2 protein-coding genes are annotated in these 15,533 nt (G+C 70.1%); both read left to right on the plus strand.

Annotated elements, in window-relative coordinates:
• Positions 1–53 precede the first annotated feature (53 nt).
• Entirely contained in the window at positions 54–12,293 is a 12,240-nt protein-coding gene (locus BGK68_RS19285) for a non-ribosomal peptide synthetase (protein WP_075258405.1), read from the plus strand.
• Between the two features lie 93 nt (positions 12,294–12,386).
• On the plus strand, positions 12,387–15,533 hold the full coding sequence (locus BGK68_RS19290; protein WP_075258406.1) for a non-ribosomal peptide synthetase: 3,147 nt from the start codon (positions 12,387–12,389) through the stop codon (positions 15,531–15,533).

Here is a 15,533-nt window from a genome sequence, read left to right on the forward strand (position 1 = left end):
CCAGCGCGCCCTTGAATTATGAAGGCGCGCCTTCTTCACCCTCAGGACCCGTCATGAACCAGGCAGCCTCGCCGACCTTGCCCTTTGACCCCGCCCGGCACTTCTTTGCCGACAACTTCGTCAGCCAGTTCCGCGTCATCGCCGCAGACGCTACAGAGACCGGCGCAGAAGCTCGCACCCTGGTGGTGGCCGACGCCAGCGGCGAACGCTGCTTCAGCTTCGCCCAGCTCGACCTGCGTGCCCGTGCCTATGCCGCCGCGTTCCAGCGGCGTTGCCCGCAGGGCGCCCGGGTGCTGCTGGTGCTGGAAAATGATGAACACTATGTGCAGGCCTTCCTCGGCTGCCTCTATGCCGGCATGGTGGCGGTGCCGGTGTTCCCGCCGGAATCGGTGCGCCCGCAACATCTCAAGCGCCTGGCCGGCATTGCCGCCGACGCCCAGGCCGCCTGCGTGGTGCTGCCTGAGCCGTTGCGCCAGACCTGCGCACAAGCAGCCCTGTTCGGCGCCGCCGAACTGTTGGCGGCAGAGCAGGTGGCGGATGCCGACGCCGTCCACTGGCGCGAACATACGCCGCAGCCGCAGGACATCGCCTTCCTGCAATACACCTCCGGCTCCACCTCAGCCCCCAAGGGGGTGATGGTCAGCCATGGCAACCTGATGGCCAACGAAGCCGCCATCAGCGCCTGCATGCGGGTGCGCGAGGACGACATCTTCGTCACCTGGCTGCCGCTGTACCACGACATGGGCTTGATCGGCGGCCTCTTGCAGGGCCTGGTGCGGGGCCTGAAGACGGTCTTGTGCAGCCCCCGTTACTTCCTGGAGCGGCCGTTGCGCTGGCTGGAGCTGGTGGCCCGGCATCGCGGCACGGTCAGTGGCGGTCCCGATTTTGCCTATCGCCTGTGCGTGGAGCGCATCAAGCCGGCCCAGTTGCAAGGCGTGGACCTGTCGAGCTGGCGGGTGGCCTTCTGCGGCGCGGAACCGCTGCGCGCCGACACCTTCCCGGCGTTCATCGAACGCTTCTCCGCCGCTGGTTTCTCTTCAGATGCCGCCTATCCTTGCTACGGCCTGGCCGAGGCCACACTCATCGTCAGCGGCGGCCCCGCACATGGCGCGCACACTGCCGCGTTCAATACCGCTGAACTGGCCGTCGGCCGCGCCGTGGCGGGCGGTCCCGACGATACCCGCCTGGTGGCCTGCGGCGAAATCGCCCCGCACCATGAAGTGCGCATCATCGACGACGGACGCGTGCAGCAGGACGGCGCGGTCGGCGAGATCGAGGTCTGCGGGCCCAGCGTGACCCAGGGTTACTGGCAGCGCGGGCAAGAGAGCGCCGCCGCCTTCGTCGAGCGCGATGGCCGGCGCTGGCTGCGCACCGGCGATCTGGGTTTCCTGCAGGATGGCCAGCTCTACATTGCCGGCCGGCGCAAGGATCTGATCATCGTGCGCGGCCAGAATGTCTATCCGCAAGACATCGAGCGCGCCGTCGAAGACCAGGTCGAGGCTGTGCGCAAGGGCAGGGTGGCGGCGTTCGCCGTGAGCACAGGGGAGGGTGAAGGCATCGGCGTAGCCGCCGAAATCTCACGCGGCATGCAGAAGCTCGCCGCGCCAAGCGTGATCGCCAGCGCCATTGCCGAGGCCGTGGCGCAAGCCAGCCTGGAAGCGCCGCAAGTGGTCATCCTGCTCAACCCGGGCGGCCTGCCCAAGACTTCCAGCGGCAAGCTGCAGCGCAGCGCCTGCCGCAGCGGCTGGCACAATGGCGAACTGGATGCCTGGGCCATCGTCGAGGATGGCGTGCTCAAGGCTGGACCAGCCGATGCGCTGGGCGGGGAGGTCGTCGCCGAGCCGCCGCAGGGCGAGGTCGAAACCGCACTGGCCGCGATCTGGCAGAGCGCGCTCAAGCGCGCTTTGCCAGGCCGGCAGGCCGACTTCTTCCGCAGCGGCGGCAGTTCGCTGGCGGCCATGCAGGTGGTGGCGGCGGTGGTGGATCGCTGGCAGGTGGAGTTCACGCCGGCCATGATGTTCGCCGCCCCGACGCTGGCCGCCAGCGCGGCGCAGATCGCTGCGCTGGTGGCAGCGGGCGCGCATGCCGCGCCCTTGCCAGCCTGCGTGGGCGGGCAGAGCGAGTTTCCATTGACCCAGGCCCAGCAAGGCCTGTGGCTGACCTGGCAACTGCAGCCCGACAGCGCCGCCTACAACCTGGCCGGCGTGCTGGACCTGCGCGGCGAGCTGCACGTCGAGGCGCTGGAAGACGCCTTGTGCGACTTGGCCGCACGCCACGCTGCGCTGCGCACCATCTTCCCGCTGCGCGATGGGGTGCCGGTGCAGCAGGTGCTGGACATCGACGAAGCCCGTCCCATGCTCTTGCGCAGCGACCTGCGCCGCCAGCCCGCCGACAAGCGCGCGCAGGCCGCCGCCAGCGCCTTGCAACGCTTCCACGCCCAAGCCTTCCGGCTCGACAGCGAGACGCCGCTGCGCGCCATGCTGGTGCAGCTGGAACCGCATCATTTCCGCCTCGGGCTCTGCATCCACCACATCGCCGCCGACGGCTGGTCGCTGGGCATCATCCTCGATGAATTGACGGCCGCCTATGAGGCGCGCTGCGTCGGCGCGGCGCCATCCTGGCCGGCGCTGGAATTGCAGCCGGGCGACTACGCCGTGTGGCAGCGCCAGCGCAGCCAGCCCGGTTCGCCTGAGTTCCAGCGCCAGCTGGACTACTGGCGCGCCCGGCTGGACGGCGCGCCCGCGCTGCTGCCACTGCCCACCGACCGTCCCCGCCAGGCCGGTGCGCACGGCGGCGAGGGCCAGCACCGCTGGCGCTTGTCCGTTGCGCTCTCCAATGCCTTGCGCAAGCTCGCCGCCAGCCAGGGCGTGACCCTCTATGGCGCGATGCTGGCGCTGTTCACGCTGGCGCTGCAGCGCCTGTCCGGCCAGTCCGACCTGTGCGTGGGCGCGCCGCTGGCCGACCGGCGGCGTCGCCAGACCCAGGCCCTGGTGGCCTATCTGATCAACGTCCAGGTAGTGCGTACCCGCATCGATGAGCGTAGCGATTTCGTCGCCCTCATGCGCCAGGTACAGCAAGCCGTGCAGGACGCCCAGGCGCACCAGGACTTGCCGCTGGACGCGCTCGTGAGCGCGCTGCAACCCGAGCGCGTGGCCGGGGCCAATCCGCTGTTCCAGGTCAAGTGCACCCAGCAGCAGGCCATTGCCACAGTGCGCCGCATGGGTGGGCTGGACATGCGGGTAGAGCTGCAGGCCAATGCCGAATCGCACTTCGACCTCAGCCTGGACTTCACCGACGCTGACGAGGGCATCGATATCCTGCTGGCGTATGCACCGGCGCTGTTCGACGCCGAGACGGTGGCAGGCTTCGCCGGGCTGCTGCAGGCGCTGGCGCAACAGGTGGTGGCTGCACCGTCGCGAACGCTGGCCGATCTGCAGGCGCTACCGTACGCATTGACGGCAGATCAGGCGGTTCAGCCCGCCGACGACGTGGCTGACTGCTGGCGTCGGCAGGCTCAGGCCCAGCCCGATGCAGTGGCCCTGCGTTGCGGCGCTCAGGTCATCAGCAACGCCCAGTTGCTGCAGCGGGTCGATGCGCTGGCGCATCGCCTGCAGGCGGCCGGCGCGGGTCCCGAGAGCCGGGTTGCGCTCTACGCCGGACGCGGTATCGACTTCGTCTGCGGCATGCTGGCCGTGCTCGACACCGGGGCGGCCTATGTGCCGCTGGACCCGCAGTTGCCGGCCGAGCGGCTGGGCTGGCAATTGCAGGACAGCGGGGCGCGCTGGGTGCTGCATGAAGGGCAGGGCGCGCCGGCCTGGCTGGCGCAGGCGGGCGTCCCGCTGCTGTCGCTGGAGGCCAACGGCACAGCGCCAGCCAGCGCCTGGGCGCCATCCCCGGCCCATCCCGCGCAGGCGGCCTACCTGATCTACACCTCGGGCTCCACGGGGCGTCCCAAGGGCGTGTTGGTCACCCGTGGCGGCCTGGCCAACTACGTGGCGGCGGTGCTGGAGAAGCTGGCGCTGCCCGCGGCTGCGCGCAGCATGGCGATGATTTCCACGGTGGCGGCCGACCTCGGCCACACCACGCTGTATGGCGCACTGTGCTCCGGACGGCAACTGCATCTGATCACCCACGACCTGGCCTTTGACCCGGACGGCTTTGCCGCCTATATGCACGAGCACGCGGTCGATGTGCTCAAGATCGTTCCCAGCCATCTGCAGGCCTTGCTGCACGCCGCCCGGCCAGAGCAGGTATTGCCGCGCCATACCCTGGTGCTGGGCGGCGAGGCGACCGGCTGGCCGCTGCTCGAGCGCATCACCGCCCTGCAGCCCGCCTGCCGGGTCCTGAACCACTACGGCCCCAGCGAGACCACTGTGGGCGTGCTGGCGCAGGAGGCCGCCGCCGCGTCCCGCCGCGCTGCGGTGCTGCCGGTGGGCAGTCCACTGGCGGGCGTGCAGGCCTGGGTGCTGGACAGCCAGTTGCGGCGGGCGCCGGTGGGGGCCGTGGGTGAACTGTATCTGGGCGGCGCCGGGCTGGCGCGCGGCTATCATGGGCGCGCTGCGCTCACCGCCGAACGCTTCGTGGCCCATCCCTTCGCCAGCGGGCAGCGCCTGTATCGCAGCGGTGATCTGGCCCGCTACCTGGGCGATGGCAGCATCGAGTTCCTGGGCCGCATCGACGACCAGGTCAAGATCCGTGGCCATCGCGTCGAACCCGGTGAAGTGCGCCAGCAGCTCCTGCGCCTGGCTGGGGTGGCGGACGCCGCCGTGCTGGCGCTGCCCGCAGCCGATGACGCACAGCGCCTGCAGTTGCATGGATTCATCGTCTGCGCCGCCGGCGCGGTGGCCGACCCGGCGGGATGGCGCGCCACCCTGGCGGCGGACCTGCCCGATTACATGCTGCCGACCCTGACGCCCGTGCCGGCCTTGCCGCTGACGGCCAATGGCAAGCTGGACCGCCAGGCGCTGGCCGGCCTGATGGCTGGCGCGATGGCTGCGCCCCAGCAGCAGGTGCCGCAGGTGCCGCAAGAACGGCAAGCCGGCGCACCGCAAGGCGAGCTGGAGCAGAAGCTGGCCGCCATCTGGGCCGAGGTGCTCAAGCTGCCGCAGGTGGGCCGCGACGACAATTTCTTCGAACTCGGCGGCGATTCCATCCTGACCCTGAAGATCGTGGCGCGCGCCCGCAAGGAAGGCCTGCGCATCGCTCCCAAGGCCATGATGGAAAAGCAGACCGTGGCCGCCATCGTCGCCGCCGGCGCAGTGCAGGGCATGCTGGCGGCCACGCCAGCACCAGTAGTGGCCGCCGCCCCTGCCGACATCCCGCTCACGCCGGTGCAACACTGGTTCTTCGAGCAAGGCTTCGCCAACCCGCAGCACTGGAACCAGTCGGTGCTGCTCAACGCGCCGGGCCTGGATGCTGAGGTGTTGCGCCGCGCGCTGGCGCTGCTGGCGCAACGCCATGAAAGCCTGTGCCTGCGTTTCGTGCAGGAGGGCGGGCAATGGCGTCAGCGACGCGGACAGGCACTGCTGCCGCTGGAGATCATCGATGGCGACGAACCCGGTGCCATCGCTGCGGCGGGTGAACTGGTGCAACGTAGCCTGGACCTGGCACACGGGCCGCTGATGGCGGCCGCCTGGATTCGCCTGGATGCCGAGGGCAAACAGGGCCGGCTGCTGCTGGCTGGCCACCATCTGGTGGTCGATGGGGTGTCCTGGCGCGTGTTGCTGGACGACCTGGCGGGGCTCTACCACACCCTGCAACAGGGCGGAACCCCGGCCGAACTGCCCCCGGCGACCGACCTGCACACCTGGTCGCAGGCGCTGCGCACCCATGCGCAAAGTCCTGCTGTGACGGAGCAACTGGCCTATTGGCGCAGCGTGGTGGACACGCCCGAGCTGCCGCTGGCCGACGCTACCGCCAACCTGGCCGGACGCGCCGCCGATGCAGGTTTCGTGCTCGATGCCGAGGCTACGTCCCGGCTGCTGGCGCTGGGAGCGCACCCCGATCCGGCCTTGCGCGTGGCGCCCCAGGACCTGCTGTTGGCGGTGCTGGCGCGAGTGCTGTGCGACTGGAGCGGACGTGACAGCCTGCTGTTCGAACTGGAAGGCCATGGCCGTGAAGACATCCCTGGCGGGCTGGACGTGAGCCGCGCCACCGGCTGGTTCACCTCGCTCTATCCGGTGCGGCTGAGTCCTGGTGCGACGCCGACGTCCATCCCGGCGGCGCTGGAGGCGGTGCGCGTGCAACTGCGCACGGTGCCGGCCAATGGCCTGGGCTACGGCCTGCTGCGCTACCTGAGCGCGCAAGGGCAGGTATTGGCGCAGGGCGCGCAGCCGCAGATCACGTTCAACTACCTCGGCCATTTCGACCATCGCATCGAACCCGCCGGCTGGACCCTGGCCGACGAGTATGCCGGCGCCCAGCGTGCCGCCGACAGCCGCCGTCGCAGCCTCTTCGAGGCCATCGCCCGGGTGCAGCAGGGACGTCTGCAATGGCAATGGACGTATTGCAAGGACCTGCATGCGGCAGCGGAGATGCGCGCCCTGCAGGAACGGCTGCGCACGGAGCTGATGCGCTGGATAGAGGCGCTGGAGCGGCGCGCCGCTAGCGATGCCGCCTATGCGCTCTCGCCGATGCAGGCCGGCATGTTCTTCCACAGCAGCATGAACGCCGGCGACGGGGCCTACATCAACCAGTTGCGGCTGGACCTGGAGGGCGTGGACGAGGCCCGTCTTGAAGCCGTCTGGCGTGAGGCGGTGCGCCGCCATCCCATCCTGCGCACGGGCTTCCGCCAGCAGGGCGACGCGCCCGAGCAATGGGTGGCGCAGCCGGTGCTGCACTGGCGCGCGCTGGACCTGAGCGGCCAGCCGTCACAGCAACAGGCGCAGCTGGAGCAGATAGCAGCAGCGGAGCTGGCACGCGGCTTCGACCTGGCGCAACCGGGCCTGATGCGGCTGGTGCTGGTCAAGATGGGGGAGGGCCGTCATCAACTGATCTGGACCCGTCACCACCTCCTGCTGGACGGCTGGAGCAGCGCCCAGCTGTTTGCCGAGATCGTGCGCGCCTATGCCGGCGAAGACATCGCCGCACCCACCCTCGACTACCGCCACTACATCGACTGGCTGCAGGGCCGCGACGGCGCAGCCGCCCGCGACTTCTGGCGCGCCCAGTTGCAGCACCTGGAAGAACCGACCCTGCTGGCCGGCGTCTTGCCGCGACCGCGGGAGGACGCCAGCGGCCATGCCGAGCATCTGGCCGCGATCAGCCCGGCGCAATGGCAGGCGCTCTGCCAGGCTGCCAAGGCCATGCGCATCACCCCCAGCACCCTGTTGCAGGGAGCCTGGGCGCTGGTGCTGCAGCGCTGCTGCGGGCAGTCCTCGGTGACCTTCGGCGTCACCGTGGCCGACCGGCCAGCCGAACTGGAGGGCATCGAGTCCACGCTGGGGCTGTTCATCAACACGCTGCCGCTGGCGGTGCGCCTGCACGCGACGCAGGACTGCAGCGACTGGCTGCGCGCCTTGCTGCACCAGAACCTGGCCATGCGCGAATTCGCCCACGCGCCGCTGTACGAGATCCAGCGCTGGAGCGGGCGCGCCGGCCAGGCGCTGTTCGACAGCATCCTGGTGCTGGAAAACTATCCGATGGATGAGGCCATCGGCCGCGCCGCCGACTATGGCCTGCACCTGTCCGGGCTGCGGCTGCACGAGCAGACCAGCTATCCGCTGACCGTGGTGGCGACGGTGCAGGACGGCCTGTCGCTGCGGCTTGGCTATGACCGCAGCCGCTTCGGCGCGGAGCAGGTGGCGCAACTGGCTGACTGGCTGGCGCAGGCGCTGGTGACGCTGACCACTGGCGGCGCGCGCCTGGGCGATTGCGCGCTGGGCTCGGCCACGCAGCGGCAACAGGCGCTGGACTGGAGCCTCAATGGCCAGCGCTTCGACGGCCAACAACCGGTGCATCGCCTCTTCGAACAACAGGCGTCGCGCCAGCCCGAGGCCATCGCGCTGCAGGCCGATGGTGCGCACTGGACCTACGGCCAGCTCAACGCCGCCGCCAATGCACTGGCGCGCCGGCTGCAAGCCGCTGGCGTCGGTCCCGACACCGTGGTGGCGCTGCTGGCCGAGCGCTCGGCGGCGATGGTGACGGCCTTGCTGGCGGTGCTCAAGGCGGGCGGGGCCTACCTGCCGCTGGACCCCGACTATCCGGCCGAACGACTGGCCTGGATGCTGGAAGACGCCCGTCCCGCCTGCCTGCTGTCGCATCGCGGACTGCATCGCCGACTGGCGCTGCCGGACACGCTGCTGCTGGAACTGGAAGACCAACTGCCAGGCAGCCAGGGCGGCGACGAGCCTCAGCACAACCCGCAGCCGCCGCTGCACGGCGAGCACCTGGCCTACGTGATCTACACCTCCGGCTCGACCGGCCGTCCCAAGGGCGCCGGCAACAGCCACCGCGCCCTGTACAACCGCTTGCGCTGGATGCAGCAGGCCTATGCCTTGCAGGAGGGCGACGCGGTGCTGCAAAAGACTCCGTTCGGCTTCGACGTCTCGGTATGGGAATTCCTGTGGCCGCTGATGACCGGCGCGCGGCTGGTGATGGCGCCGCCGGGCGCGCATCGCGATCCGGCTGAACTGGCCGCGCTCATCCGCGAGCAGGGCGTGAGCACGCTGCATTTCGTGCCCTCGATGCTGCAAGCCTTCCTGGCCTCGGGCCAGGCCGCTGCCTGCACCAGCCTGCGCCAGGTGATCTGCAGCGGCGAGGCGCTGCCGGCGGAGGCGCGCGACCAGTTCTTCGCACTGCTGCCGCAGGCAGCCTTGCACAACCTGTATGGTCCTACCGAGGCGGCCATCGACGTCACCCACTGGACCTGCCAGCACGGCGACCGCGGGCCGGTGCCGATCGGCCAGCCCATCAGCGGCCTGCGCGCCGTGGTGCTGGACGCCGATCTCAATGTCTTGCCCTGCGGCGTGGCCGGCGAACTCTATCTGGGCGGTATCGGCCTGGCCCGTGGCTACCTCGGGCGGCCCGGCCTGACCGCCGAGCGCTTCGTGGCCAGTCCCTTCGGCCAGGGCGAACGGCTGTACCGCACCGGCGACCTGGTGCGCTGGCGCGAGGATGGCCAGATCGACTACCTGGGCCGTCTCGACCATCAGGTCAAGATCCGTGGCCTGCGCATCGAGTTGGGCGAGATCGAGGCGCAACTGCTGGCGCTGGACGAAGTGGAGGAAGCCGTCGTGGTCGCCCACGATCACGGCGCTGGCCCCGTGCTGGCCGGCTACGTGGCCTCGCGCCGCTGGCAGCGCCAGGACGCCGCTACGCTCAAGCAGGCGCTGGCAGCCCGTCTGCCGGACTACATGGTGCCGACGGTGCTGACCCTGCTGCCAGCGCTGCCGCTGAACGCCAACGGCAAGATCGACCGCAAGGCGCTGCCCGCGCCGCGCCTGCACACCGAAGACTTTGCCTACGCCGCACCGCAAGGTCAGGCCGAGCAACGTCTGGCGCAGATCTGGCAGGCGCTGCTGGGGCTGGAGCGGGTCGGGCGCTTCGACCACTTCTTCGAGCTGGGTGGGCATTCGCTCCTGGCCGCCAGCCTGGTGGCGCGGCTGCGTTACCAAGGAGAGGCAGGGGTAGGCGTGGCCTTGCCCTTGCGCCTGGTCTTCGCGTATCCGCGCCTGCACGAGATGGCGGCCTGCATCGAAGGCCAGGCCGCCATTGCCGCCCAGCAGTTGGCGGCTGCGCCTGCGCCGCTGCTGCAGTCGGGCCAGCGGGGCGCCCAGGCGCTGCTGTCGCCGGCCCAGCATCGGCTGTGGCTGGTCGACCTCCTGTCAGGAGAGGCCGATGCGGCCGCCTACAACATGAGCGCGGCGCTGATGCTGGAGGGTGTGGTGGACGCGGCGCTGCTGGAACAGGCGCTGCGCCTGCTGGTGGCGCGTCACGACATCCTGCGCACCGGCTTTGGTGAGGACGGCGACGGCAACCCCGTCGCCACGCTGCACCCGTTCGATTTCAGCCTGGAACAGCACGATCTCGCCGCGCTGCCGCCGCCGCAGCGCGATCTGCAACTGGACCGATTGCGCCGCAGCCATGCCGCCGCCCGCTTCGCACTGCGCCAGCCGCCGCTGCTGCGCGCCGCGCTGGTGAGGCTGGCGCCGCAACAGCAGGTGCTGCTGCTGGCGATCCACCATATCGTCGCCGACGGCTGGTCGGTGGCGCTGATGATGGACGAGATCGCCGCAGCCTATGCCGCCTTGCAACAGGGCCGCCCCTATGCGCCGCCGCCGTTGCCGCTGCAATACGCCGACTACGCCGCCTGGCAGGTCGCCGGCGCCGGCAGCCGGGTGCTGGAAGACAGCATCGCATGGTGGCGCGACACCCTGGCCGGCGTGCCGGCAGTGCCTTACCTGCCGTCCACGCGGCCACGTCCGGCCCGCGCTGCGCACGCCGGACAGCGTTTGCGCATGCACCTGCCAGCGCACTTGCGCAGCGGCGTGCAGGCGCTGGCGCGGCGCGAGGGCGTGACAGCCTATGCGGTGTTGCTGGCCTCGTTCGCCTGGCTGCTGCACCAGCGCAGTGGCGCGGGCGATTTCGTGGTCGGCACCGATGTGGCCGGTCGCAGCCATCCGGACCTGGAGCGCCTGGTCGGCTTCTTCGTCAATGTTCTGCCGCTGCGCCTGCGCCCGCAGGCGCTCGCGCCCCGGGCCAGTTTTGCGGCCTGGCTGCGCCATTGCGCCGACGTCGCGGTCAACGCCTTCGACCACCAGGAACCGGGCTTTGACCGCATCGTCGAGGCCGCCGGCGTGCCGCGCGAGCGGCGCTGGAATCCGCTGGTGCAAGTGCTGTTCGTGTTGCAGAACACGCCACGCGCTGCGCTGGCGCTGCCGGGCGTGCGCGCCGAACTGCTGGAGCCCCTGGAGAACTGGTCCAAGTTCGACCTGGCCCTGTTCGTCGAGGACCACGCTGAGGCCAGCGATGCCGAAGGCCGTCCGGGCTGGCGCGCCGACTGGGTCTATGCCGATGCGCTGTTCGACGCCGCCACCGTGGCCGCGCTGGGGCGCGACTGGCAGCAATTGCTGGAACAGGTGCTGGCATCGCCCTGGACGCCGCTGGACGCTGCGCTCCCTTCATCCCCCTCCGATACCAAGGCCGAGGCGCAGTCCCAGGTCTTACTTCATGAGATAACCGACATGACGCTCACATCTTCCTCCGCACCTGCTGCACCTGCTACGCCTGCCGGCAATGCAGCGGCAGCCTCCAAGCTCGACAAGCTGCGCAATCTCAAGGGCCGCCCGGCGGTCGCCGCCGAGACGCCGCGTGCGCAGGTGAAAACCTCCTTCCTGCAGGCCGGACGGGAATTCCCGCTGGTGATCGAGCCGGCTGCGGCCGGCCTGGACATGGCCGAGTGGGCCAGGCGCGAGCGCGGCTATATCGCCGACATGCTGTGCAAGCACGGCGGGGTGCTGTTCCGCAACTTCGGGCTGCGCTCGCCGGCCGACTTCGAGACCTTCGCCGAAGCCATCGAACCCGAGCTCTACGGCGGCTATGGCGACCTGCCCAAGAACGAAGGCGGCAAGAACACCTACCGCTCCACGCCCTATCCGGAAAAGGAAATGATCCTGTTCCACAACGAGAGCGCCCACATGGAGCGCTGGCCGCGCAAGCAATGGTTCTTCTGTGAGTTGCCTTCGCCGGTGGGCGGGGCCACGCCCATCGTCGATTGCCGCGAAGTGTACCGCCGCCTGCCGGCCGAGCTGGCGCAGCGTTTCGAGCAGAAGCAGCTGCTCTACATCCGCACCTTCACCGAGCGCCTTGACGTGAGCTGGCGCGACTTCTTCAAGACCGACGACCGCCACGCCGTGGAGGCGCGACTGCAGGCGGCCGGCACGCAGTACCGCTGGCTGGCCGGCGACGAGCTGCAGACGCGCACGCTCTGTCCGGCCGTGATCACTCATCCGCAGACGGGCGAGAAGGTGTTCTTCAACCAGGTGCAACTGCACCACATCGCTTGCCTGGACCCCTCGGTGCGCCGCGACCTGCTGGCCATGGTCGGCATGGAGCGCATGCCGCGCCACGTCACCTACGGCGATGGCAGCGAGATCGACGAGCAGACCATGGCGCTGGTCGGCCAGCTCTATGAGCAGTGCGCCGTGCGCTTCGCCTGGCAGCAGGGCGACGTGGTGATGCTGGACAACATGATTGCCGCCCACGCCCGCGATCCCTATGAAGGGCCGCGCAAGATCGTGGTAGCCATGGGCGCCATGTTCGAACGCAAGGACCTGCTGACGCCGGCCTATTGAGTATTGAGTATTGAGTCGCCTCGCCAGGCATCAAGCATCACCCTGACTGAAGGGCGCGGCGAGCCAGCGCCGCGCCTGCTACCGGAGAACCCCATGCATCCACAAGAACAAATTCACTCCGACGACGTCGGCTTCCCCCTGACCGCTGCCCAGCGCAGCTTGTTGCAGCAGGCGGCCCCGGCGCTGCATCTGCGCCTGCGGCTGCCCGCTGCTATCGATGCCGCCCGCCTGACGACCCTGCTGGAGCGACTGGCGCGCCGCCACCAGATCCTGCGCTGCCAGCTGCGCCAGGTGCCGGGTTACCGCGAACTGCGGCTGGTAGACGGGCCGCCGACGATTCGGCTGGAACGCATCGCCCATGACGACGAGAGCGCCATCGCCGCTTGGCGCGCGCAAGCGTTCGGCCAGGCGCAGACCGCCTTGTGGCGCGCCGCTCTTCTCCAGAACGATGCGAGCGGGCAGGGCCGGGAACTCTGGTTGGCCTGCTCGCCGCTGGTGGCCGATTACCGCAGCCTGGTCACGCTGGCCGGCGAGCTGATGCAGCCTGAGCATATCGTGGCCGAGGAGGTGCTGCAGTTCGGCGCCTTCAGCGACTGGCTCGACGATCTGGTCAACGGCGCCGACAACCGCGAAGCCGCCGCAGCGGGCCTGGCCTACTGGCAAGCGCAAGCACAGCCGGCGGGGCAGGCTGCCCCCTTGCCAGCCAGCCGCCGCAACGGGCTGGCGACGGCAGCGCCGCGCATCGAACTGTTCGAATGCGCGCTGGATGCCCCGCTGGCGCAGGCCTTGCCCACCCAGCCCGCCGCTGCGGCCGAGCGCTTGCACGCGGTCTGGCTGGCGCTGCTGGCCCGGCTGTCGAGCGCTTTCGGTGAGGATGGCCCGCGCGAGCTGGCCAGCGGCTGGCTGCACGATTGCCGCGCCGATGAGCACTTGCAGGACATGCTGGAGGGCGCGGTCGGGCGGTTCGAGCGGGTATTGCCGTTGCGCCTGCGCCTGGAGCCCCAGACAGGCCTGCGTCAATGGCAGGCGCAACTGGCGCAGGCGCTGCAACAGCACCGCGAACAACAGGAATATCTGCCAGAAGGCGCGGCCTTGCCGGTGCTCTTCGGCTGGCGTGACGAAGTCGCCCAGCCGGCAGGCTGGGCCACGCTGGAGCTGCCCGGCCCGCCGTCCGGGGCCGAACTGAGCTTGCTGGCGCTGCATCGCCCCGAGGGATGGCGGCTGGCCTGGCATTTCGATACGCAACATTACGGGCGGCAGGAGATCGCCGTGCTGGCGGGCCAATACCGCCAGTTGCTGGCGCGGGCGCTGGCGGTGCCGGAGCAGCCGCTGTTGGCGCTGCCGCTGCATGGCGAAGCGCTGGCCGCGGCCACGCTGGGCCAGACCGAATCCTGCCTGCCGACCTTGACCGTCGCCCAGATGATCGCCCACCGGGCGGCGGCCCAGCCGCAGTCGCCGGCGCTGGCCGCCGGCGGCGCGGTGCTGGACTACGCCGGACTGGAACAGCGCGTGGAGCGCCTGGCGCATGCCTTGCGCAGCCTGGGCGTCGCGCCAGGCGACATCGTGGCGCTGCAATTGCCGCGCTGCGCCGAGCTGGTGCTGGCCTTGTTGGCGACCTGGCGCTGCGGTGCGGCCTACCTGCCGCTGGACACCGACAGCCCGGTCGCACGCCGCCAGCAGATCCTGCAGGCGGGCAAGGTGCATCTGCTGGTGATGGAAGCCGGCCAGTCCACCGAGGGCCTGCCCGCCGATTGCATGGCGGTGGCCTGGGATGAACTGGCGAACAGCCCCGTCCAGGTGACCTCGCCTTTGCCGGGCAGCCGCATGGACGCGACGGCCTACGTGCTGTTCACCTCCGGCTCCACCGGCGTCCCCAAGGGTGTGCTGATCGGCCACGCCCAACTGGCCGCCTACGTGCAAGGCGTCACCCAGGCGCTGCGCCTGGACGCCTGCCGTCACTGGGCGCTGACCGGCACGGTGGCGGCCGACCTGGGCAACACTGCGCTGTTCGGCGCGCTGGCCAACGGCGCCTGCCTGCACGTGGCCAGCAGTGAGGACATGCGCGACGCAGAACGCTTCGCGAGTTTCCTGCGCCAGCACGGGATCGACGCGCTCAAGATCGTCCCTTCGCATCTGGACGCCTTGCTGGAGACACCAGCCCCATACCTGCCCGCGACCCTGGTGCTGGGCGGCGAAGCCACGGCGCCCGCGCTGCTGGCGCGCATCCGCGCGCTGGCGCCGCAATGCCGGGTATTCAATCACTACGGCCCGACCGAGTGTACGGTGGGGGTGCTGGTGCACCGTGCCGCAGCCGAGGCTGATGCTGATGCTGATGCTGATGTTGGCGCGAGCCTGCCGCTGACCGAGGCCTTGCCGCATGCCTACGTGCGCGTCCTGGACGCACAACTGCGACCGACCCCGGCCGGCGCCATCGGCCAGCTCTGGCTGGGCGGAGCGCAACTGGCGCGCGGCTACCTCGATGCCCAACAGGACAGCGAGGCCTTCATCGATGACCCCTGGCTGCCGGGCCGTCGCCTCTATCGCAGCGGCGATCTGGCGGTATTGCTGCCGCAGGGTGGGCTCAGGCTGGCCGGGCGCGCCGACCATCAGGTGAAGGTGCGCGGCTTCCGCATCGAACCGGGCGAGATCGAGGCAGCGCTGCGCATCCTGCCGGGCGTGCGTCAGGCGCTGGTCCTGGCCGCCCCCGACGGCGCACTGGCCGCGTGCCTGGCCGCCGACAATGGCCAGGCCTTGCCGGCCTGGCGCGCCACATTGGCTGAAGTCTTGCCCGCGCAGATGCAGCCTTCACGCTGGCTGGTCTTGCCTGAGCTGCCACGGCTGGGCAATGGCAAGGTCGATCGCAAGGCCTTGCTGGAGCAGCTTGGCCGTCAGGACAGCGGCACGCCGGCCGTCGCCGCGCAAGCGCAGGGTGCGCTGGCGACGCTCTTGGCCCAACAGATGGCGCAATTGCTGGAACGCCCGGCCATTGGCGCCAACGAAGACTTCTTCGAACTGGGCGCCCATTCGCTGCTGGTGATCAAGCTGATCGCCCGCATCCGCCAGAGCCTGGCGCTGGAAGCCGCCCCGGCGCTGGTCTTCGACCATCCCAACGCCATCGCGCTGGCAGCGGCGCTGCAAGCCGCTGCCCCTGACCCGGACGCGCTGGAGCGCCTGGCGCAAGCGCGCCTTGAGAGCGTCGCCCCCGCGCAGGCCGATTCCATGACTGCCCTGACAGCATGA

The sequence above is a fragment of the Herbaspirillum camelliae genome (assembly GCF_001929405.1).
GTDB classification, from domain to species: domain Bacteria; phylum Pseudomonadota; class Gammaproteobacteria; order Burkholderiales; family Burkholderiaceae_D; genus Herbaspirillum; species Herbaspirillum seropedicae.